Genomic DNA, 19,899 nt, shown 5'->3' on the forward strand with positions numbered 1-19,899 from the left:
CTTTTTTATGCCTGTTTGGGGCTCTGCAGTGAACGCCATTGCTGAACAATTTTGGTCGGGACTTCCGGTTTGGCAAAATAGTAGCCCTGAATTTGATCGCACCCCATCACATACAGTTTGTTGAGCGCCTCCTGATCTTCCACCCCTTCTGCAATCAGGTCGACATTGAGCTGCTTCGCCAATTGCACAATCAACCACACTACACGCTCAGCCGTTTCATTACACAGCATGTTACGAATGAATGTTGCGTCTATCTTGATGCAATCGATCGGGTAGCTGTGAATGTAGTTCAGACTCGAATAGCCGGTACCGAAGTCATCCAGTGCCACCGTAAAGCCCAGTTCGCGCAGTTTATCGAGGATGTATTTCACTTCATTGGTCTGCGACAGCAACACAGTTTCGGTCAGCTCAATGGTGAATTCACGCGGTTCAAAATGGTAGCGTGTGATGGTTGCCATCAAGTGGTTGAGGTAACGGGTAGAGTTCGCCAGTTCATGTGCCGAGCAGTTGAGACCGAGCTTCACTTTGTAGCCAAACTGGCGTTCAAGTTCCGCTTTTGCCTGGCAGGCCAACTCAACAATCTTTTCACCCAGTTCAATGATCAAACCGGATTGCTCCGCCGCTTCGATAAACTCCATCGGCGAGACAAAACCTAAGGTCGCACTATTCCAGCGCGAGAGCACTTCAAAGTAATTCCACTCTTTCTGGCAGCGGCGCACGATAGGCTGCACCACAACATAGATTTCAGAATCAGCCACCGAGAGCTTATCCAGCTCGCTGCGTAGTGCGTTGATGACCTGAGTGCGGCGGTGGTACTGGCTGCTCAGGTGGGTATCGTAGCAACGAATGTGACTGTTGTTGCTCTGCTTACAATCTTTGAGCGCCAGACTGGCATTGAGGATCAACTGATCCGCCGTAATGGGTTCGTGCGATTTCTTGGCAATACCGATACTCAGGCTGACCTTGATGCGGTGTGACGGGTCAAAGTAGCCCTGATCCAGTTTGTCGAGAATGCTGCGACAGATGCTGAGTGGGTCGTTGGAAAACGTAATGAAAGCAAACTCGTCACCTGCGATACGAAAGGTCAGGTTCTCATCGCGTACACATTGCAAAATGGCATTGGCAACAAACTTGATGATCTGGTCGCCAATGTAGTGTCCATATAAATCATTGATTGATTTAAAGTTATCGATATCGAGGTAGGCTAGGGTGAACGGTTCACTACTGGTTTCTACCAGACGTTCCAACTTGTCGGACAGATAGTTGCGGTTCATCAGATTGGTGAGGTTATCGTGGGAAACCTCGTAGCTGAGCTGATTGACCAGGCTTTCTGAACGTTCGGAGAGCCATTTGTTTCTCAGGCTGTGAACAATGATCCGCGCCAGAATGCGGTGATATTCCACCACCACACTTTCATCACGCACCGGAGTGGTGAAGGTGGAGATCAATATTCCTAGCACTTCACCGCTTTTACTGCGCAGAGGGATACCGAGATAGGCTTCGATGCCATGATCATGCAGAAAGTCATCGTAGGGGAACGTTTTGCTAACTTGGGAAGGAAACAGGCAGTATTCCTGCTTTGATTTGGACACTTGCTCGCAAGGCGTGCCCTTCATTTGATAGCACACATTGTCAACCAGTTGTTGTTCAGCTGCGTACGAAATACTGTGAGCTTTGTAGTGTGACTTATCCAGTTCGATGATACAGGTACAAAATGAGCCCAAATGGGTGTGCAGGGTATACGTTACCCTGTCTAACAAAGCCTTACCATCCAACAATATCAGCTCAGAAATCGTATCCAGACTAACTGCATCTCTAGCCAGTGATGTTGTAGTCATAATTCAGTACTCACGTTGTTTAATAATGTAGAGAACTAAGTTATTGATCTCTTGATATGCGCTTAGACACTATGGTTGAGATTGACACTTTTTTCCACCAGAATGGCGTACGACTTTAGATGTATATTCTAGAAAAATAATGTTGATCAAGAGGTTAACTTGCAGGTTAACATTGGTACTTTTTTGTTCATTCTCATGTGAAATGAGCGTGGTTACATCTCTCCATCCTGCGATTGAGCCAGTTTCTCTTTGAGGAAATTCAGGAACAGATGCGTGCGCGTGTGCTGGTAATCGAGTTTCGGGTAGTAGGCAAACACCGTCGCCTGATCGATAGTGACGTCCGGCAGAATCCGCACCAGAGTTCCTTGTCTGAGATCTTCTTTCAACATCACATGGTTAGACACCACGATTCCCATGCCGCATTTTCCGGCGTAGAACAGCGCTTCCGGGTTCGTAGTGGCGAAGTTACCAGACAGCGTCAGGCGCTTATTGTTGTTGGTTTTGACCTCGCGGCTGGTTTGCTCACCCCAACACAACACATTGTGGCGAGTCAGATCGTGCAAACTGGTCGGCGTGCCGTGGCGCTGCAGGTATTGTGGCGAGGCATAGAAGCCAGCTTTGTGCACAAACAGCGGAGTGGCTTTGAAACTGAGTGAATTGAGCTGGTCGATTTCACGGCTGATGAACAGGTCGAGATGCAGTTCAGGCAACTGGCCTGGTGTGGTGGTGGTGAGCTGGATTCGAATGTCCGGATAACGCTGGAGAAACTCATCGACATACTGCATCAGGAATTTCGAACCTACCGCAAGGGTCGCACCGATCTTAAGCAGCCCGGCCGGATTCTGGTTAAGTGAACGTGTCTCGTCGACCACGGACTGCCAGCTTTCCAGTTGTGCTTTGGCTCTTTCATAAAACAGAACGCCCGCTTCTGTTTGGGTGACGGAGCGAGTTGTGCGTTTCAATAACTGTACACCGATGCGCTCTTCCAGCCAGTGAATTCGCTTGCTGACCGCCGAGCTCGTGGTATTGAGCTTTCGTGCTGCGCCGTTGAAGCTGCCTTCTTCGACTACTCGAATGTATGTTTTTGCACTTTGTAGCCAGTCCATTCCTTCTCCTGTTTGTTCCACTTTGGAACTAATTCATTTCCTGAAAGCGACATTATCAAGCGTAGGTTACCAATATACACTGCGCGTATGAACAGAGAAGCACAAGATTCCTTTAAAAAAACGCCAATGCTGTTAGCGATGATGATCATCGCCACTGGCCAGGTCGGTGTTGCCATTTATCTGCCGTCGCTCCCCATGATCAGCCAGGATTTGCAGGTTGATCAGGCCAGTGTCCAGATGCTGGTCACCTTATTCCTGCTGGGTTTTGGTGGTTCACAACTCTTTTACGGCGCATTGTCTGATGCGGTAGGGAGACGTCCGACTTTTATTCTGGGTCAGGGCATTTACCTGCTGGGCACCATATTATGCGTTGCGTTTTCCGACAGCTTCAGTTCGCTGGAAATGGGGCGCCTACTTCAGGGCTTAGGTGCGGGGAGTGCGTCCGTGTTGGGGCGCAGTGTGCTGCGAGACAGTTACGATGGCCACCATCTGACCAAAGCGATGTCATACATCGCCATTACCGCGTCGATCATGCCGATCGTTGCCCCGGTTGTGGGCGGCTGGATGACCTATCATTTCAGCTGGCAGGCGGTGTTCATTTTTGTCATGGTGTACATCAGTGCCATTTTTACCCTGGGTTACTTTATTCTGCCGGAAACCCTGCCCTATGCGAAAAAGCGCTTTGAACCGTCCAAAGTGGCGAAGAATTACTGGGCGCTGCTGCGCAACTGGCAAGTGCTGAGCAGTGCGAGCTATAACTGGATCAGCTATCTCTCCAGTCTGGTTACGTTGTCTGTGTTGCCATTTCTGCTGCAAAAGCAGCTGGGCATGACGGCCGCAGAATACGGCAGCATTATGATTATTCCGTCAGCAGGTTTGCTGGTGGGAAGCGTACTGGTGAATATTTTTCATCGCCGTTTTTCCAGCCGTCAGTTGCTAGGTACGGCGATCGGCATCATGATTTTTGCGGGCGTCTGGCTGCTCATTACGCCGTTTAATGTGTTCAATTTGGTGTGGGCGTTTACCTGGTTAACGGTCGCGCAAGGCATTTCCTTCCCGCTCTCTACCACGCTGTTACTGGCACCGCATAAGACTCAGGCCGGGTCGGTGTCGGCGCTGTCGGGTTCCATTCAGATGTTGATTGCCGGGCTGCTGGGTGGCTTTTTGGTTGAACACTGCGTGACGCAGCAGTCGTCGCTCGGCTGGTTCTATCTGGCAACCAGCTCCAGCATGCTATTCGTACTGATGCTGTCGGTTTCCCAACCAGAAACCTCAACTCAGCCGTCTACCTGACCCCTTCTGCACTGATGATCATGACGTTACGCTAGTGCAGTCGGTGCAGGTTGTGGGTATAATCCGCCGCTGCTACTAAGAGGAATGATCATGCAACAGAACGAATTTGAAGCGTTAGTAAAACAGCTGTGTGCGCAAGCGAGCCTACCCCAAGCGTTGGATATTCTGCGCGCCAGTGAAGATGCTGATGTCGCGGAAGCCGCTCAGTCGCTGACCGGACAGTTTGCTCTCGCCGATGTGGAAGGGGAGCAGCGTATTTATCATGTCACTGTGCAAGAAGACGAGCAGGGTGTTGAGCAAGAGTACGTTGAGCACATCATGAACGAAGGTGATGATGTGGTGAAATTTGTCGCGTGGTTCTTCGATATGATGTTCGACGTGAAAGTGAAAGACACCTATCAGGCTGCAGGCAAAACTTACAAACAGCCAAAACGTAGTTAACATGAAAATAAATTACGTAAAAATGTGACGCATGTCTTGTTATATCCGATTTTGGTGCTATATTAACTACAAAAGGTAGTTAAAAAACAACCAAATGTAGGAGAGAGTCATGGGTAACGATTTAGGTGCTGCGTACGTCGGTCAAATCATCGCGAAACAGATGATGCATGAAACGTTTTACGGCAAGGCCCAGCCTAAGAAAAAATCTTTCATCAAAACCATGTGGAAGAAAATGACGAAGTAATTCGCCTCAAAGAATTAAAAAGGCCTCAAGAATGTTCTTGGGGCCTTTTGCTTTTCTGAAACTAAATTACAGAACTTTGCCAGTTAATTCGACAACATTGCCTTGCTTGGCCTTGTGAGGGTTGGCTGCCAACCAGGTCTCCAATGCATCACACCCCCCGATGTATTGGCCATCCAGCCATATCTGCGGCACGGTTACTGGTGTTTTCTCGCCGATGATGGCTTTCACTTCTGGGATCATGCGATACAGGGCTGCGCTGTCTTTGATGACATCCCGGTAGTCGTAATCGATACCCGCCGACTGCAGTAAGTTTTTCGCCTTGGTGCAGTAGGGGCAACTCGCTTTGCCAAAGACAATATTGCCGATGAGCGTGTCTCTGGGGGTCCATGCCTGAATCACGGACTGCACAAGCATGCCACGGTTAAGTGCTTCACCCTGACTGACCACTTTGCCCTCTACGATAACAATCGGTGCGTGCCAAGCTCCGAAACGTAAAGGCTCCCACCAATGGCTCAGCCAATCTTTGACTTCCAGCTCAATCGGAATACCTGCCAGTTCGTTGCTGAAGGTATCATTGAGTATGTCTTTGGTGAGCGTACATTCGCCACAGGGAATGTTGACCTTAAACGGTCCAAACTGCCCGGCCCAGCGGTATAGGGTGACTTTAATCGGCGTTGCCATCATTGTTCCTCGGAATCACTTTCTTACAGCATAGGAAAGGTTTTACGCCGCTTTTATTTCACGCGCCGTCTTTTTTGTTTCCCAATGGGTAATAAACGCGACCGATGCGATGATGATCGCTGCGCCCAGCCACAAACGCCCCGGTGGAACCCAGCCAAACACCATCCAACCTGCCAAGACGTTCAAGGGCAGTTTGGCGTGGTCGAACGGCTGAACAAAAGAAGCGTCAGCTAGTGAATAGGCTTTAACAATGGCCCATTGCGCCAGCGCTGTCATCACACCTGCAGCGAGCAGTAGCAGCCAAATTTGTGTGCCTTGCGGTGTCTGCCATTCCGGAATGGCGAGTAGCAGGTTGAATGGCGTGATCAGTAGCAGCAGGTAAACCACCATGGTGGACGGTGAATCTTGTGCCGAAAGGTGTTTGACCATCAACGAGTAGCTGGCCCAGAACAGCGCAGCTCCAACGGGTAATAGCGCCGCCCAACTGAAATCGTCAGCCCACGGTTCAAGAATGATCATCGCACCGATGAATCCGGCCAGCGTGGCACACCAGCGAGCCGTTCCGACCCGCTCTTTGAGAATCAGACCGGAACCGAGTGTCGCAAACAGCGGAGATGTCATCAGCAATGCGATACCTTGCCAGATAGGTACAGGATACGCGAGAGCCCAAAGCCACAACTGAATCCCAATCACGGCCAGCAGGACACGCAGGACGTGCCATTTAAAATGGGCGGTGCGCAGTGAACGGCGAATACCGAGCGAGCGCAAATAAGGCAGAATCACAACGATAGCGACCGCGTACTGAATAAACGCGACTGTGGTGGAGGCCAGGCCAAAATGAATACTGGCAATTTGTGTCACGCTGTTGACCAGCGCAAACGCAAGGCCAGCGGTCAGCATCCAGAATGCACCCTTTGCAGGAGAATGACGGTTCGACATAAAGTTATCAAAATGTGGGAAAAGAGTGACGGCATCATACGCGCGAATGGTTATGAAACCAATGACTCATCTTTGTTGAGATAATTCGAAAAAATTGACGATGCTCAAATCATGCGCAATAGAAAGCGACTAGTATCTTTGCCCAGACGCTGTTGCAACGGCGCAAAAAAAAAGACCTCCCAGAGGGAGGTCAAAGAACATGAAGTGACCAGTGATTTCTGCCATATCACTGAAAAGAAGCACAAACGCTGCCTGCATTTGTAATTTATATAATGCAGGCAGCGTGCCAACTTTTTCAGTTCAATAAAATCAATGAGTTATATCTACTCTCCGTTTCCGCACAATTATTTTTCTATCTTTAAGATGCTTCGACTTGGGGCAGCCTGCTGTGATCTGGTGCATAAAATAAAAAAAGCCACGCGGCATGGCGTGGCTAAGACTTGGAGTTAAGCTCAATGCGGCTCGGGTGAAGGTTCAACCGACCTTCACCCTGCGACATGGATGCGGACTTACAGGTTTTCACCGTAGATATCAAAGCTGAAATATTTCGCTGCGATTTTGTCGTAAGTACCATTGGCTCGAATGGTTTCAATCGCCTGATTGAATTTGGCGGCCAGTTCCTGATCCTGTTTACGCAGTGCCAGTGCAGTGCCTTCACCAATGTAGGCTTTATCGGTCACCGCTTCCCCCTTGAATTCGAAGTCTTGGCCATCGGCTTTATCCAGGAAAGCGAGTGAGAGCTGATCCGCGTTACCAAACGTGGCGTCCAGACGACCGTTTTGCATGTCGATGTACACTTCATCTTGACCGGTATAGCGTTTGATCTCAGCCACTGAACCAAATTTGTCGGTCACGTAGCGATCGTGAATGGTGCCTTGCTGCACGCCAATCACTTTGCCGGTCAGGCCTGCTTTATCCAGCGTGAAGGTCGCGTCCTTGCGGGTCACGAAACGCGCTGGCGTTTGGTAGTATTTGTTGGTGAACAGCACTTTCTTTTTACGATCGTCAGTAATGCGCATTGAAGCCATGATCACGTCAGATTTACGGGCCAACAGGCTAGGGATCAGTGCATCCCAGCTCTGAGCGACCCAGGTACAATCGAGTTTGGCTTCTTTACACAACGCATCGGCGATTTCGATATCAAAGCCAACCGGTTCACCAGCGCTGTTTTTGTAGTTGAACGGTGGATAGGTAAAGTCGGACGCCAGACGGACTTCTTTAGCAGAAACCGCAGCGCAGAACAGAGTGGCGACACACGCCATACCAACAGCAAATTTTTTCATGGTCAAATTCCTTTTCTGTACATCTATGATTGCGACGGGTAACGACGGAGCACTTCTACCACTTCTTGCATGCTCGTTAGGCTACCGATAGTGATACGCACGCAGTCTCTCAGCGCAGGATCATGACTTTGATTACGAGTCACAATACCGTGCTTAAGCAGATACGCAAACAGATCTTCACCTGTGCGCGAGCGCAGTAACACGAAATTGGTGGAGGAAGGGTAAATCTTGGCGATGAAGTCCAGAGTGTGAAGTTCACCGATAAACCATTCGCGGGTATCAATCAGTTGTTGAGTCACCCGGCGAACCTTCTCCAACCCTTGTTCAGACAAAGCTTGCAGCACGATGGTCGCGCTGGAGTCCGGCATCGGATAAGGCGGGATCAGTTTGGCGACGTACTCCATCACGCTGGCATCGGCGATGATAAAACCGCAGCGCACCGCCGCCAGACCAAAGGCTTTGGACAGGGTACGAATCACAACCAGATTCGGGTAAGTGGCAATCAGTGAAGCCACGCTCTGATTGAGTTCAAATTCAATGTAGGCTTCGTCGACCACCACTAAAGCGTCATGGCGGGTGCCTTCAAGCACTTCGATGATCGCCTCGCTGGCCAGCGGGTTACCGGTCGGGTTGTTCGGTGAACAGAGGAAGACCAGATTGGCGTCTTTGGCGGCGGCAATCACCCCTTGAGTATCGAGCGCAAAATCATCACCCAGCAGCGGCACATGCAAAGTATCAATAGCCAGAGCGTCTGCACAGAATTCGTACATTGCATAGGTTGGTGAACAGACGACGATTTTGTCTTTGCCTGGCTGACAGAAGGTGCGGATCAGCAGATCAATCGCTTCATCCGCGCCGCGCACGGCCATAACGGGCGTGTCGACCTGGCAATAACGTTGGTAAGCACTGGCGACGTCGTGGGGCAGAAAATCCGGATAGCGGTTGTAACTCTGCTCGTGAGCTCCGTAGTGAATCGCGCTTTCGAGTTCGTTGGCGTTAAGCCACACGCGACCGGAACCACCGATACGGCGTGCAGATTGATAAGGTATTAATTTTTTTATGGCCTCTGGTGCCAGTGTCGATGCAATGGAAGACATGTGTGACCTCGTTCTGCTGTTATTTAGTCGCAGTAAATGATTTTTTATGCTGATAATTGCACTTGGTGTGCGTTTATTTTCAATTTCATCAGCAGTGGATTTATTCAAACAAAAAGAGTTTGTAAAAAGAATCGAAATAAACACATACTAGCCATGATAAAAATTCATAGCTTGTAGGCCACTATGCATCTTCCATCGACCAAAACACTGCAGGCGTTTCTTGCCACCGCAGAACATCTCAATTTTACCCGCGCCGCTGACGCGCTGAACCTGACGCAGGGGGCGATCAGCCGCCAGATTCTGGCGTTAGAAGATCTGTTGGGTGTTAAGTTGTTTTTCCGTCATGCGCGCGGATTGTCGCTGACTCAACAAGGGGTGAAGTTTGTGCCGCATGCCGAAGATGTGCTGCGCCGTCTGCGCATGGCCATCGATGATGTTTCCAGCACGCCGTCGACCATTAAACTCAACGCACCGAGCTGTGTGACCTCTTGGTTGCTGCCGCGGCTGATGGCGTTTCAGGATGCACATCCGGATATCGACGTCGAACTGACCTCAACCATCAAACACCATCCTGACCCTAACTTTGACCTGTTCGATGCGGTGATCAGTTATGGCAAAACGCCTAAGCTGCCATCGGTGATGAGCCATCTGTTGTTTGAAGAGCGCTTGACGCCAATTTGCCGACCTGAGCTGCTGCAGACTTATGGCGGGGAACTATCGGTGAAACAGCTCACTCAATTTACCTGGCTGCATGCCAATACCGAGCAGAGTGACTGGAAGCTGTGGCTGACCCATCACGGTGAACGCGGGCTGGCCAGCAAACTCAATCAGCATTTTTCTACCTTGGATCAGGCGATGAATGCGGCGCAGCAAGGTTTTGGCATTGCTGTCGGCGACGTCACGCTGGCGGAGCAGGACTTGGCGATGAAGCGGCTGATGATGCCTTTTGACGACACGGTGCTCTCCGGCCACAGCTACTATTTCCTGTTCCCGAAACAGAGCGATAACCCGATGCTGGACAGATTGCAGAACTGGCTGGTCTCCGGCTATAAAGCGCAAACCAACCTGTAATTCATGGAACTGTGAGCACGCAGCTTGTGCCAGTGCGAACCGGGGTGGATACTGGCCGCTTATTGTTTGTATTATCAAGGTACTACACATGGATGTTTTACAGGCTCTGCATGCCCACCGTTCTATTCGCCGTTATCACCCGGATGCCATCGCTCCAGAGCTGCTGGAGGAGATTCTTCAAGCCGGTATTCGCGCGTCTTCTTCTGGCAACATGCAGTCTTATTCCATCATCGTTACTCAGGATAAAGCGCTGCGCGACGCCTTGTATACTCCGCACATGGAACAGAACATGGTGGTGGACGCGCCAGTATTGCTGACCTTCTGCGCGGACTTTCGCCGCATGCGCAAATGGCTCGAACTGAGTGATGCACCGCTGAATTTCGACAACTTCATGAGTTTTATGATTGGAGCGATTGATGCGACGCTGGTGTCGCAAAACGTCGCACTGGCCGCAGAAGCGAAAGGGTTGGGGCTGTGTTATATGGGTTCGACGCTGGCCAATTGCGATAAAATTGGCGAAATTCTCAAATTGCCGCAAGGTGTGGTACCTGTGGTCGGTTACTCACTGGGTTATCCGGCAGAGCAACCGGACGTGCGTGATCGCTTGCCGCTCAGTGGTTTGGTGCATCATGAGGTGTATCACGATCACAGTGACGAAGAGATTGAAGCCATCTACCGCGAACGCGAGCAGGCCGGGTGGGCGCGCTATATGTCCTATCCTGAACTGCGCGCCATGATTGAGCAGTCGGATGTGAACAATCTGGCCCAGATTTACACTCAACTGAAATACACCCGTGAGTCCCATTTAGAGTTTTCGCAAACCGTACTGAACTATCTGCATCAACAGGGTTTTATGAATCACGAATAGTGCCAGCGGCGGCGTACACCTGCGCCGCCGTTGCGTTTCCGGCAGATTTCGCCACAATAAGGCAACTTTACCTCAACGGCATGCAAGGAACCTTCATGGCCCGGCCTAAAATCCCTCGACAAATTTGCGGTACACCGGCGCAAAGCTGCTTTAAACCCAATGGTATTCCGATGTCGCAACTGGACAAAATCACGTTGCAGGCTGATGAATTTGAGGCGTTGCGTCTGGTGGACTATCAAGGCATGCAGCAGCAGGTTGCCGCGGTGGAAATGGGCGTGTCCCGTCAGACGCTGGCGAATTTAGTCAAGGCCGCGCGGCGCAAAGTGTCCGATTGTTTGTTGCACGGTAAAGCGTTGGTGATGGCGGACAGTCGTGCGGAGAGTGACGCTGAATAGTCATGCCGAGTTTGCAATGCTCGGCATGACTGAGAAGAGGTTGTTTGTCGGCGCTAAAAGTTGAACACCATATTGAGGTTGATGTTGGACTCATCCACATCCACCTTGTAGCCACTATCCTCAAACTTGTCGTTATAGGTCTTCAGCCATTCCAGCTGAATTTCTGCCTGCGGAACCAACATAAACGACGCGCCCAAACCATACGCCATATCAGTGCTGCTCGCACTGTAATCCAGCACCGTTACCTTTTGGTTGCCAAACCCCATCAGAGCGTATGTTTCGAAGAACGGCATCAGCGGCAGAATAAACTTGGTAAATGCGCCGTAGTAATAATCAACCGACACACGTTGCCCCTGATAATCGCCTTCAGACGCATTGCCATAACCACGTAGCTCAAAAGCCACGTTGGGCGTGACACGCAGACCTAACATTACGCCCGCCAGACTGTTGTTATCGACATTAAAGGAAAGGCGGCTGCCGCTACTGTTTTCAACCGTGGCATCGACATTGGCGAAGTTAAAGCTCATGCCGACATAGGGATGCCCATACATCATATTCGGCGAACCCATTGGCGCACCGCGTGGCGCCATACCGTAAGCCAGGGCGAGATTGGGCAGGAGCAGAGCGGTGCCAGCGGCGAATTTTACGATGTCAGACTTTCTCATAAGAGGCGTTCATTGCTAGAAGTGTTGTCCAGTTATAATCCCTGAACTCGCTGATTTCAAATAATTCCAACCAATTGCACTGCAACGGTTGGAGCGAGGTAACTCTGCTGTCGGTGACACAGCTAGCGGTCCCAGTAAGGGACATCACCAAAGTAGCTGGAGAGAAAATCGATAAAGTGGCGCACTTTAGAGGCGAGAAATTCACGATGGCTGTACAGCGCATACAGTCCCAGCGGCTCCAATGAAAATGATGACAACACCTCTAGCTCCCCGCGTTTGATCGCTGCGCCAGTAAGGAACGTGGGCTGAATGGCGTAGCCGCGACCCAGAATGGCAGCATTGACGATCACATCGCCGTTGTTACTGGAAAAATCACTGGCAAAGTCATGAATGGAGACGTGTTTGGGCCAGTCGCGAAACCAAGCGCGCGGATCGGAATAGGTAAAACGCAAATAGTTGAGTTTGCTCAGCGCCTCAAACTGGGTTGGTTTGCCATGCCGCTGCCAGTAGTGCGGCGAGGCGCAGATCGACAAATGAATCGGGGTAATTTTTTTGGCGACCAGTGCCGAATCTTTCAGGTGACCGATACGCAGCGCAATGTCGACCCCTTCATCGAGCAAATCCACTTTCCGGTCCGTGAGCAGCAATTCAACCTTTACGTCGGGATAGTTGTCCTGAAACAGGGCGACAGGTTTGGATAAATGGTGCACACCAAACGACATCGGTGCGCTGACGCGCAGCGTGCCCGACACCTGACTCTGTAAGTTCGACAGCGCATTTTCCATGTCGTCGATATCTTGCAACACCTGCTGGCAGCGCTCGAAATAGGCCTGACCCGCCTCGGTGAGGTTGACCCGACGCGTGGTACGATTGAGCAGCCGTACTTTCAGTGTTTCTTCAAGCTGCGCGACGTATTTGCTCACCAGTTGCGGCGACAAATCCAGCCTTTCGGCGGCTTTGACAAAGTTGCCTTCGTTCACCACTGTTGTAAAGGCACGCATGGCGCTGATCTTATCCATATTAGCAACGCTCCGTTGATAATGACGCAATGATAACGGGTTTTATCATAGTTTAGTGGATAGGTATATTGTCTACATAGCGATAAGCCAGTGACGACACTGGCGATTGAAACAGCTTTCTGGAGATATTGCCATGATGAACCAAACACAACGCATGCCTGCCCTGTTCTTATCCCACGGTTCGCCGATGATGGCGATAGAACATTCAGAAACGACCGAGTTCTTTCAACAACTGGGGGCGAAATTGCCGAAACCGAAAGCGATCGTGATCTTTTCCGCGCACTTTGACCGCCGCGGTCCGGTGGTGATCACCAGTGGGCATACGTTGGGCACGATTCACGACTTTTACGGCTTTCCGCAACCGTTATACGACATCGAATACCCGGCGCAAGGTGCTCCGGAATTGGCGTTAAAAGCGGAGAAAATGCTCAAAGATGCAGGTATTCCGGTTAAGTTGGATAAAGATCAAGGACTGGATCACGGCGCTTGGATCCCGATGCTGTATCTGTATCCGAATATTGATGTGCCGATCATTCAGGTGTCGATCAACAGCGCGATGGACGCGGTAGCGCACTTTGAAATTGGCCGCTGGTTACGTCCTTTGCGTGAAGAAGGCGTGTTGTTTGTCGGTTCGGGTGGCATCAGCCATAACCTGCGGGAGATCTTCTCGCCGATGCCGGATCCCAATCGCGTCAGCAAGGTGAACCAGTTCACCAACTGGGTCAGCGAGCAACTGGCGCGGGGTAATGTCGATGCTTTGCTGGATTATCTCGATCAAGGGCCACACGCTCGTTTCAATCACCCGACGCCGGATCATTATCTGCCACTGCCAAGTGTGCTGGGTACCAGCTATGAGGACGAAATTGGGCAAGTGCTTCACCGCGCCATCGACCTGGAAATCCTCGCCTTGGATGCCTACGGTTTTGGTATGGCCGCTGCGTAATTAGGCCATTGTTTATAACGCCCGCGACTTAAAATCGCGGGCGTTATTGTTTTTATCTATTAATCAAATAGGGAAAAGCAGCCTGCCTTGCTACCTTGCGTTGGGTAAAGTGGCACATAGACTCACCAACCGGACGGGCTATCTTTTCATGCGTTCACTTTCTATCACTCGCCTCGTGCGCGCCAATGCCATATTGGCTGTGGCCGCGATTATTGCACTGAGCTTTTATCTGATTGTTACCTTAACCCGTGTGCAACAGCAATTCGGGATGGTGGTCGATCGTAATGTACAACTGCTGACCACCATTTCCGATATGCGTTATTACACGGTGACTTACCGACGTTTTGCCTTGGATTACGGCCTCACCACAGACAGTCAGGAGCATCTGACGATTCAACGTACAATCGAATTCAACGATGAGGCGGTTGCCAACACGTTGCAGCGCATGAAATCGCTGGCAGATAGCGCTGAGATTCAGTCTGCGGTATTTGATTTTGAGCACCGCATTGAAGAATATCGCGCGATGCAGCGCCATTATCTGACCCTGATTGATGCCGGGCAAATTGATGCGGCGCGTCGCGAGATGCTCGGACCGATGCTCGCGCCGTTCAACACTATTGTTGAGCGTCTGACCGAGTTTCAGCATAACTTACAGCAGGAAGCGATTCGTCTGAAAGATGACAAGCAGGCGGAGATCGAGCGTGCCATTCAGTGGACGGTCGCATCCGCCGTGGTGGTGGTATTGCTGCTGCTCGCGAGTGGTTATCTTACGGCTCGCCGTGTACTGCTGCCACTCAATCGTCTCAAAGCACATATGTCGGTTGTGGGGCAGGGGAATCTGCAGACGCCACTGGCCGTCAAAGAGTTTAAGCAAGATGAGTTTGGTCAGGCGGCACAAGCCTTTATGCAGATGCAGAACAATCTGACCCAGTTGATCCTGACGGTGAAAGAGAGTGTGCACTCCTTGGATCTTGCCTCTGAAGAACTGGCCGCCAAAGTGGCGCACACAGCAAAGTGTCGACGCGCAGAAGCTGGAAATCGGTCAGATTGTGGGGGCCTCCCGTGAGCTGGTGGACAACACCCAGCACATCGATGCGGTGACCGAACAAGCGTCGCAGAAAAGCGCACAGGCCAAACAACAAGCGCAAATTGGCGAGCAGAGCATCGTCAGTTCGATTGCGCGCACTCAGACTATGTCGCAACTGATTGGCGATACCGGGCAGGTCATCGATGCGCTGTATCAGCGCAGCTCCGACATCGGCTTGATTTCGGATGTCATCAGCAACATCACCAAACAGACCAACCTGCTGGCGCTCAATGCCGCGATTGAGGCAGCACGCGCTGGAGAGGCAGGGCGCGGTTTTGCGGTGGTGGCGGATCAGGTCCGAGAGTTGGCGCAGCAAACCCAAAGCAGCATTGATGAAATTGGTGGCATCATTAACAACCTGCAAACACAGGCGTCCAGTGCCCAAGGGATGATGGCGCAATGCCAGTCTCAAATTGGCGAGAATCTTCAGCAGGTCGAAGAGGCGGGCGAGGCGTATCACCACATTGTGCATGCGTCAGAAGCGATTGCAGAAATGGACAGCCGGATTGCCGCATTAGCACAGTCTCAGCAAGAGTTGTCGAGCCATGTTCGCGACAGCATTGATGCCATTGCCGATTCGTCGCAGGAGATTGAATCCACAGCGAGCGACACCACGCAGACTTATCATGCGCTACAAACACAAACTGAACATTTAAAACAGTATATCGGTGCTTTTAGCGTCTAATTCCCGACTTTTATCCACTTATTCACCTGGTTCCCGAGTAAGCGTTCCCTGTTTCCATGCGCGCTTACTCGGGCTTTTTCGTTTTGGGCTCAGGTGGCCTGATGTTCGAACTGATCATGGCGAATGAAATGGTCAATTTGGCGGGCAACATAAGTGCTATAAATCATGCTGGTATGCGTGGTGCGCGTTTCCAGATGATCCGTCATGCCGGCGATTTTGGTTTCATCGACCGTCACTGTGCCATCCGACATCAGCTGGTTGCCCATTAATACCCGGCGCATGCCAAAGGCAACGGTGCCGGCAATGCTGCCCAGTTTCTGTTCAAACTGCCATTCGTCCTCATGAGTTTCCAGACCGAATTGGGTGGAATTCCCCAGTATCGCGCCGAAACCCATTTGCTGAATTTTTCCCACGATCGACGCGCCTTTGAGCGGTGAGCCGATGGTCACCACATGGGAGATTTGCGCTGCACTCGGGTGGCGTGATGCCAGATAGTGTTTGATCATTAAACCGCCGAGGCTGTGGCCGACCAACACATTTGGCTGGTCTGCAGCCAACGCTTCGTCAATGGCACGAAATACCTTTTCGTCTTTGATCGCCACGGTGTTGTAGCTCAGTACTTCGGTATCGTAGCCCAGTTTGCTCAAACGTTGCCCCAGTGGCTGCATTACAAAACCGTGCATATACAGACCGTGGAGGATGATAATTTTCATGGAACTCCTGAACGATTGGAGTGAGTGCTCTAACTGCTAATCTACTCATCTGTGGCCAAAATGCAAAGATGGCTCATTGCAAGCCATCTGGTTTCTATTTAGGAACGGCGTGAACGGTGTCGCCAAACCGCGCAACCGAGCAGCAGGCTAACCAGCCACAAGTTGAGGCTGCCGCCACCACTGCCGCGACTGTGACTTGGTGATGGACTATTGAACATCGGCTGGCTGTTGTCGACGCGGGTTGGGCGCAGCGCGATTTGCTGCTGGCGCTGTTCACGCGCTTGTTGTTCGCGTTCGACCCGTTGCTGATTGTTGCGGCTGAACCCCATGCCTTCCAGCACACCCTCTTCGGTCACAATCAGCGAGGTGTAATCGGTCAGCAAGCCGTATTCCAACGCCAGTGACTCAATCGCCTGTTCGCTGTCGGCATCTTTGCTTTCCAGATAATCCATCTGGTTTTCAAGATCACGAATGGCGGAAAAGGCCCACAGACGTTCCAGTTCCGGATTCCTATCAGCCTGCGCTGGCAGCGTGACGGTGGTGTGATAGCGGCGTGTTTCACCGTCAACTTTCATCTTCAGCGTAACTTTGGCTTCACCGGGTTTGAAATAGTGGCCAAACACCGCCAATTGTTCGCCGCGATACAGGCTGATGAACTGCTGCGGCGTCAGGTCGGCCACCTTGACGCCATCGATATCGAGTTCAATGTCACGATACGCCTGGTGGGTAAGTTTGCTGCCGATGTTCATCAGGTGTCCCATCAGATCGTCTGCGTTGGAAACAGCAGCAGAAAATCCGCCTGAGACCTGAGTCATCGGTTCAAGCAGCGGCAGGTTGGCGCTGTTGCCGAGAATAAAGGTGTAGAGACGCACATCGAAGCGGCGAATCAGATCAAGAAACTCTTTTTTCGCCGTCAGTCCTACGTTTGCCACGCCGTCAGTGACCAGCACCAACCCGGTGGTGCGGTCGCTATCGAGCTGGCGCAGGCCAGTGTCCAGACCCTCATAGAGATTGGTACCTTGATCGGGTTGAATGTTGGCCAGTTGATCCATCACACGTTGAATATTGTCTGGTGAGGCGCTGATATAGCCGTTGGTCAGCTCATACGCATTGCTGTTAAACAGCACAATACGAAAGCGGTCACTGGCGGGCAGTTTGTTCAGTCCCATGCGCATTCCTTCAACCAGCGTGGCGAACTTGCCGCGCATCGATCCTGATTTGTCCAGCACGAAGACCCAATCGCGTCCCTGTGTGACGGCCGCCAAATCATCGCCGGGGGTAAACGTTAGTTTAAATGTCCCGCGCTCACTGCGAGTCGGATCGCGATAGCTCACCATGTCGACTCGGCCGGGTAAACCATCCTGAAGACGCCAGTAGAACACTACGTCCTGATTGAGTTTAAAGCCAGTGGTAACAGCGGTCGTACTGCCATCGGATTCGTCGCCAGAGACCAGTTGTGTTGTCTGCGATGTCAGTGATGCCTGCCATTGCGATGTATCCCGCTGAGTCAGCGTGGCTTGTGGATGCGCGGGCAGGCGAACGCGGTCAACCGGATAGGACGATTTGAGATCCAGATTGAAAGAGAAAGCCTGCTCAACCACATCGTTGCGCTGCCAGAAAGACTGCGCTTGCTCATCGACGCCACCCTCTTCCATCGGATAGACGTAGCGACCGACGCCGTGGTCAAGCAGAGCATCCTGTAAGTAAACCAGTCGAATTTTCACACTTTGTTGCGGCAGGACAGGAAACACGCGAATCTCGAAATGGCGATACTCGTCTTTTTCCGTCAGCGCGGTGCTGTGCCCTTGAGATTTTTGATCCTCGTAAATGGCGCGCGCTTTTTCTTTGGCAACAGCTTCGGCAATGACCGGTTTGCCATTAATCCAGTAGATAAATTCACCGACTACGGCGTGACGCGGCACCGGAAAAGTATACAGCGCTTCAAGCTGATGATCGTTGGGGTTAAAAAACTCCTGTTCGATTTGAGTGGTGGCGTAACTGTCTTCAATCACGACGTTGACATGGTGCGTCAGGATTTTCAGATCCTGATCCTGACTGTTGATCGGTTTGAGTAGTCCGCTGGCGAAGCTGGTGGTGCTGAACAGCAGAGTCAGCAGCGTCAGAAACAGCATCGACAACAGAGTGGAAATTGGTTTTGTGGCTCGCATAGTCGCCTCCTTTGCATTGCGTGGTCCAACCACGCTCCTGAGGCCGACAGCATGCAGCAACCCACAAAATGCGCTAAGCGCGATGTGTCAGGTCGCGCATTAGGTAACTCAAAGGGGCGTAAAAGATTACTTAGTGGTGGATTCGAATTCGGAAAACAGCGGAAAGGTCCAGCGGCGAATGGCAACAATCATCGATGTACCGTGGCGGTCTTCAAACGCCAGCGGTTGGTCATCGTGGCAGGTGGCGTAGAACTCATTCACCAGTTTCTGAATGCGTTGCTGAAGTTTCTGGTTACTTGGCAGTGACATTAGCCCGGTCGCCATCACCAGTTTTTCATCGTTGCCGGAGAAGTAGCTGCGAAAAAACGCTTCCTGTACCTGTTGCTGAAAGAAGCGTTGAATCGGCCCGCCGGCAATCCAGGCAAACGTGGGCGAAATGCGCAGCTTAATGCGATTACCCGGTAGTAAATCGATGATTTTGAGTCGATCAAGCAGTGCCAGTTTCTGAATCAGTTGTGGCTCTGAAAACTGGTATTGCTGCAACATGTCGTCGAACCGGTATCCATTGACCACGCATACGGCGACCAGCAGCAGCGCTTTGTCGCTGACCAGCTGCTTTTCCTGTTCAAAAGTGAGGGCGCTCAACAACGTTTGCTTATCGGCAACCAGACGAAACAGCTCGGTGAGTTCCATGCCCATCAACTGACAGATGGTTGCCAGCCGTTCCAAACTGATGTGGCTGCCCTCGGCGAGCAGGCGTTTTACCGAGCCTTCGCTCAGATTCAGAGCGCGTGCGATATCCTGATATTGGATGCCATGGAGTTTCAGTTGTTTTTTGAGTTCAGTAATAACGTGCTGGCATTCAGACATGCAAAGTGATCTACGGCAGTGAAAACGATGCGTTCAGTATGGCACAGAGAGAGGTGGTGGTGACGGGGAACAAAAGAAAACGCGACAGAGTGAAATCACAAGCTGTCGCGCTAGAACACAATTTTATTCAAATCCATTGAATGTTAGTTCCTGATTTTTGGCGAATTAACCATTGTCACGGCTTACGAAGCCAGTTTTCACGATAGAGTTACCCGCTGCATCGGTTGCAACGAATTTCACAGTGCGAGAGCTGTTGTCGTTGTTTTTGATGGTCACGGTACCGTCTTGTGCAGTTACGTAATTTTGACCTTGAATTTCAACAGGATAGTTTGCGAGTGCCTGACCGTCTTGAGTCAAAGATACGGTTGCCAGGTTGTCGCGAGTCATCACGTTCATTTGTAGGTCAGAAGCCATGGCGCCAGCGGCAAATGTAGTTGAAAGTACTGTGGCTGCCAGAATTGAAGCGAACTTAGTCATAATTTTTTCCTCATTG

At 51.2% G+C, this 19,899-nt stretch carries 21 protein-coding genes; 9 read left to right on the forward strand and 12 right to left on the reverse strand.

All coding sequences use genetic code 11. The features are described from left to right. Positions 1–5: 5 nt before the first annotated feature. A complete protein-coding gene (locus LGV68_RS13930; RefSeq protein ID WP_024375496.1) occupies positions 6–1,838 on the reverse strand; it encodes an EAL domain-containing protein in 1,833 nt (610 codons plus the stop codon). Positions 1,839–2,050: 212 nt separating this feature from the next. Continuing rightward, a complete protein-coding gene (locus LGV68_RS13935) occupies positions 2,051–2,944 on the reverse strand; it encodes a LysR family transcriptional regulator (protein ID WP_020329658.1) in 894 nt (297 codons plus the stop codon). Positions 2,945–3,031: 87 nt separating this feature from the next. Here LGV68_RS13935 and LGV68_RS13940 point away from each other — a divergent pair, with 87 nt between their 5' ends. The 3 genes from LGV68_RS13940 to LGV68_RS21465 all read left to right on the forward strand — a co-directional run bounded on the left by LGV68_RS13940 (position 3,032) and on the right by LGV68_RS21465 (position 4,922). Continuing rightward, positions 3,032–4,237, forward strand: coding sequence for a multidrug effflux MFS transporter (locus LGV68_RS13940; RefSeq protein ID WP_024375497.1), 1,206 nt, complete (start codon positions 3,032–3,034; stop codon positions 4,235–4,237). Between the two features lie 90 nt (positions 4,238–4,327). After that, positions 4,328–4,678 carry a hypothetical protein gene (locus tag LGV68_RS13945; protein WP_020329660.1) on the forward strand — a complete coding sequence of 117 codons (351 nt, stop codon included), beginning with the start codon at positions 4,328–4,330 and terminating at the stop codon, positions 4,676–4,678. 109 nt (positions 4,679–4,787) lie between these two features. After that, entirely contained in the window at positions 4,788–4,922 is a 135-nt protein-coding gene (locus LGV68_RS21465) for a hypothetical protein (RefSeq protein ID WP_260678492.1), read from the forward strand. A 66-nt stretch (positions 4,923–4,988) separates the two neighbouring features. On the opposite strand, the gene LGV68_RS13950 is transcribed toward LGV68_RS21465, so the two are convergent. From LGV68_RS13950 to hisC, 4 genes are all read right to left on the reverse strand, one after another. Beyond that, on the reverse strand, positions 4,989–5,603 hold the full coding sequence (locus tag LGV68_RS13950; protein ID WP_202660168.1) for a glutaredoxin: 615 nt from the start codon (positions 5,601–5,603) through the stop codon (positions 4,989–4,991). Positions 5,604–5,645: 42 nt separating this feature from the next. Beyond that, positions 5,646–6,542 carry a DMT family transporter gene (locus LGV68_RS13955; RefSeq protein ID WP_024375499.1) on the reverse strand — a complete coding sequence of 299 codons (897 nt, stop codon included), beginning with the start codon at positions 6,540–6,542 and terminating at the stop codon, positions 5,646–5,648. Positions 6,543–7,051: 509 nt separating this feature from the next. Next, entirely contained in the window at positions 7,052–7,825 is a 774-nt protein-coding gene (locus LGV68_RS13960) for an ABC transporter substrate-binding protein (protein WP_024375022.1), read from the reverse strand. Positions 7,826–7,848: 23 nt separating this feature from the next. After that, positions 7,849–8,922 carry a histidinol-phosphate transaminase gene (gene hisC, locus LGV68_RS13965; RefSeq protein ID WP_252535486.1) on the reverse strand — a complete coding sequence of 358 codons (1,074 nt, stop codon included), beginning with the start codon at positions 8,920–8,922 and terminating at the stop codon, positions 7,849–7,851. A gap of 183 nt (positions 8,923–9,105) precedes the next feature. Between hisC and LGV68_RS13970 the strand changes: the two genes are divergently transcribed. The 3 genes from LGV68_RS13970 (at position 9,106) to LGV68_RS13980 (ending at position 11,256) form a co-directional block, all read left to right on the forward strand. After that, on the forward strand, positions 9,106–9,993 hold the full coding sequence (locus tag LGV68_RS13970; RefSeq protein ID WP_024375024.1) for a LysR substrate-binding domain-containing protein: 888 nt from the start codon (positions 9,106–9,108) through the stop codon (positions 9,991–9,993). An 88-nt stretch (positions 9,994–10,081) separates the two neighbouring features. Continuing rightward, entirely contained in the window at positions 10,082–10,861 is a 780-nt protein-coding gene (locus tag LGV68_RS13975; RefSeq protein WP_100268200.1) for a nitroreductase family protein, read from the forward strand. Positions 10,862–10,956: 95 nt separating this feature from the next. After that, complete coding sequence (locus LGV68_RS13980) at positions 10,957–11,256, forward strand: DUF134 domain-containing protein (RefSeq protein WP_047461499.1); 300 nt, start codon at positions 10,957–10,959, stop codon at positions 11,254–11,256. Positions 11,257–11,309: 53 nt separating this feature from the next. Here the strand turns inward: LGV68_RS13980 and LGV68_RS13985 are convergent, their stop codons facing one another. Both LGV68_RS13985 and LGV68_RS13990 read right to left on the reverse strand, forming a co-directional pair. Further along, the gene (locus tag LGV68_RS13985; RefSeq protein ID WP_172558394.1) at positions 11,310–11,921 is read right to left on the reverse strand and encodes an outer membrane beta-barrel protein; all 612 of its coding nucleotides are present in this window, start codon (positions 11,919–11,921) and stop codon (positions 11,310–11,312) included. Positions 11,922–12,043: 122 nt separating this feature from the next. Further along, positions 12,044–12,940 (reverse strand): LysR family transcriptional regulator, encoded by an 897-nt coding sequence (locus LGV68_RS13990; RefSeq protein ID WP_252535488.1) that lies wholly within the window; start codon positions 12,938–12,940, stop codon positions 12,044–12,046. A gap of 133 nt (positions 12,941–13,073) precedes the next feature. On the opposite strand from LGV68_RS13990, the gene LGV68_RS13995 reads away from it, so the two are divergent. The 3 genes from LGV68_RS13995 to LGV68_RS14005 all read left to right on the forward strand — a co-directional run bounded on the left by LGV68_RS13995 (position 13,074) and on the right by LGV68_RS14005 (position 15,655). Continuing rightward, the gene (locus tag LGV68_RS13995) at positions 13,074–13,883 is read left to right on the forward strand and encodes a class III extradiol ring-cleavage dioxygenase (RefSeq protein WP_024375029.1); all 810 of its coding nucleotides are present in this window, start codon (positions 13,074–13,076) and stop codon (positions 13,881–13,883) included. 148 nt (positions 13,884–14,031) lie between these two features. Beyond that, positions 14,032–14,949: an MCP four helix bundle domain-containing protein gene (locus LGV68_RS14000; RefSeq protein WP_252535490.1), complete on the forward strand. Its 918-nt coding sequence runs from the start codon at positions 14,032–14,034 to the stop codon at positions 14,947–14,949. Next, positions 14,933–15,655, forward strand: coding sequence for a methyl-accepting chemotaxis protein (locus LGV68_RS14005; RefSeq protein ID WP_252535492.1), 723 nt, complete (start codon positions 14,933–14,935; stop codon positions 15,653–15,655). The genes LGV68_RS14000 and LGV68_RS14005 overlap by 17 nt, the downstream gene beginning before the upstream one ends. A gap of 89 nt (positions 15,656–15,744) precedes the next feature. Here LGV68_RS14005 and LGV68_RS14010 read toward each other — a convergent pair whose 3' ends face one another. The 4 genes from LGV68_RS14010 to LGV68_RS14025 all read right to left on the reverse strand — a co-directional run bounded on the left by LGV68_RS14010 (position 15,745) and on the right by LGV68_RS14025 (position 19,883). After that, positions 15,745–16,368 (reverse strand): triacylglycerol lipase, encoded by a 624-nt coding sequence (locus tag LGV68_RS14010; RefSeq protein ID WP_222751974.1) that lies wholly within the window; start codon positions 16,366–16,368, stop codon positions 15,745–15,747. 98 nt (positions 16,369–16,466) lie between these two features. Beyond that, positions 16,467–18,536: a VIT and VWA domain-containing protein gene (locus LGV68_RS14015; protein ID WP_252535494.1), complete on the reverse strand. Its 2,070-nt coding sequence runs from the start codon at positions 18,534–18,536 to the stop codon at positions 16,467–16,469. 126 nt (positions 18,537–18,662) lie between these two features. Further along, on the reverse strand, positions 18,663–19,406 hold the full coding sequence (locus tag LGV68_RS14020) for a helix-turn-helix transcriptional regulator (RefSeq protein ID WP_024375033.1): 744 nt from the start codon (positions 19,404–19,406) through the stop codon (positions 18,663–18,665). 165 nt (positions 19,407–19,571) lie between these two features. Next, on the reverse strand, positions 19,572–19,883 hold the full coding sequence (locus tag LGV68_RS14025) for a hypothetical protein (protein ID WP_024375034.1): 312 nt from the start codon (positions 19,881–19,883) through the stop codon (positions 19,572–19,574). Positions 19,884–19,899 lie beyond the last annotated feature (16 nt).

The organism is Vibrio sp. LQ2 (genome assembly GCF_023920125.1).
GTDB lineage: Bacteria > Pseudomonadota > Gammaproteobacteria > Enterobacterales > Vibrionaceae > Vibrio > Vibrio fluvialis.

Bases quoted from the DNA above. Each gene is read 5' to 3' on its own strand.
- LGV68_RS13975 (WP_100268200.1), top strand. From the start codon at position 10,082: ATGGATGTTTTACAGGCTCTGCATGCCCACCGTTCTATTCGCCGTTAT.
- LGV68_RS13935 (WP_020329658.1), bottom strand. From the start codon at position 2,944: ATGGACTGGCTACAAAGTGCAAAAACATACATTCGAGTAGTCGAAGAA.
- LGV68_RS13960 (WP_024375022.1), bottom strand. From the start codon at position 7,825: ATGAAAAAATTTGCTGTTGGTATGGCGTGTGTCGCCACTCTGTTCTGC.
- LGV68_RS13985 (WP_172558394.1), bottom strand. From the start codon at position 11,921: ATGAGAAAGTCTGACATCGTAAAATTCGCCGCTGGCACCGCTCTGCTC.
- LGV68_RS14000 (WP_252535490.1), top strand. From the start codon at position 14,032: ATGCGTTCACTTTCTATCACTCGCCTCGTGCGCGCCAATGCCATATTG.
- LGV68_RS14010 (WP_222751974.1), bottom strand. From the start codon at position 16,368: ATGAAAATTATCATCCTCCACGGTCTGTATATGCACGGTTTTGTAATG.
- LGV68_RS14020 (WP_024375033.1), bottom strand. From the start codon at position 19,406: ATGTCTGAATGCCAGCACGTTATTACTGAACTCAAAAAACAACTGAAA.
- LGV68_RS13990 (WP_252535488.1), bottom strand. From the start codon at position 12,940: ATGGATAAGATCAGCGCCATGCGTGCCTTTACAACAGTGGTGAACGAA.
- LGV68_RS14025 (WP_024375034.1), bottom strand. From the start codon at position 19,883: ATGACTAAGTTCGCTTCAATTCTGGCAGCCACAGTACTTTCAACTACA.
- LGV68_RS13945 (WP_020329660.1), top strand. From the start codon at position 4,328: ATGCAACAGAACGAATTTGAAGCGTTAGTAAAACAGCTGTGTGCGCAA.
- LGV68_RS13980 (WP_047461499.1), top strand. From the start codon at position 10,957: ATGGCCCGGCCTAAAATCCCTCGACAAATTTGCGGTACACCGGCGCAA.
- hisC (WP_252535486.1), bottom strand. From the start codon at position 8,922: ATGTCTTCCATTGCATCGACACTGGCACCAGAGGCCATAAAAAAATTA.
- LGV68_RS13930 (WP_024375496.1), bottom strand. From the start codon at position 1,838: ATGACTACAACATCACTGGCTAGAGATGCAGTTAGTCTGGATACGATT.
- LGV68_RS14015 (WP_252535494.1), bottom strand. From the start codon at position 18,536: ATGCGAGCCACAAAACCAATTTCCACTCTGTTGTCGATGCTGTTTCTG.
- LGV68_RS13940 (WP_024375497.1), top strand. From the start codon at position 3,032: ATGAACAGAGAAGCACAAGATTCCTTTAAAAAAACGCCAATGCTGTTA.
- LGV68_RS13950 (WP_202660168.1), bottom strand. From the start codon at position 5,603: ATGGCAACGCCGATTAAAGTCACCCTATACCGCTGGGCCGGGCAGTTT.
- LGV68_RS13955 (WP_024375499.1), bottom strand. From the start codon at position 6,542: ATGTCGAACCGTCATTCTCCTGCAAAGGGTGCATTCTGGATGCTGACC.
- LGV68_RS13995 (WP_024375029.1), top strand. From the start codon at position 13,074: ATGATGAACCAAACACAACGCATGCCTGCCCTGTTCTTATCCCACGGT.
- LGV68_RS13970 (WP_024375024.1), top strand. From the start codon at position 9,106: ATGCATCTTCCATCGACCAAAACACTGCAGGCGTTTCTTGCCACCGCA.
- LGV68_RS21465 (WP_260678492.1), top strand. From the start codon at position 4,788: ATGGGTAACGATTTAGGTGCTGCGTACGTCGGTCAAATCATCGCGAAA.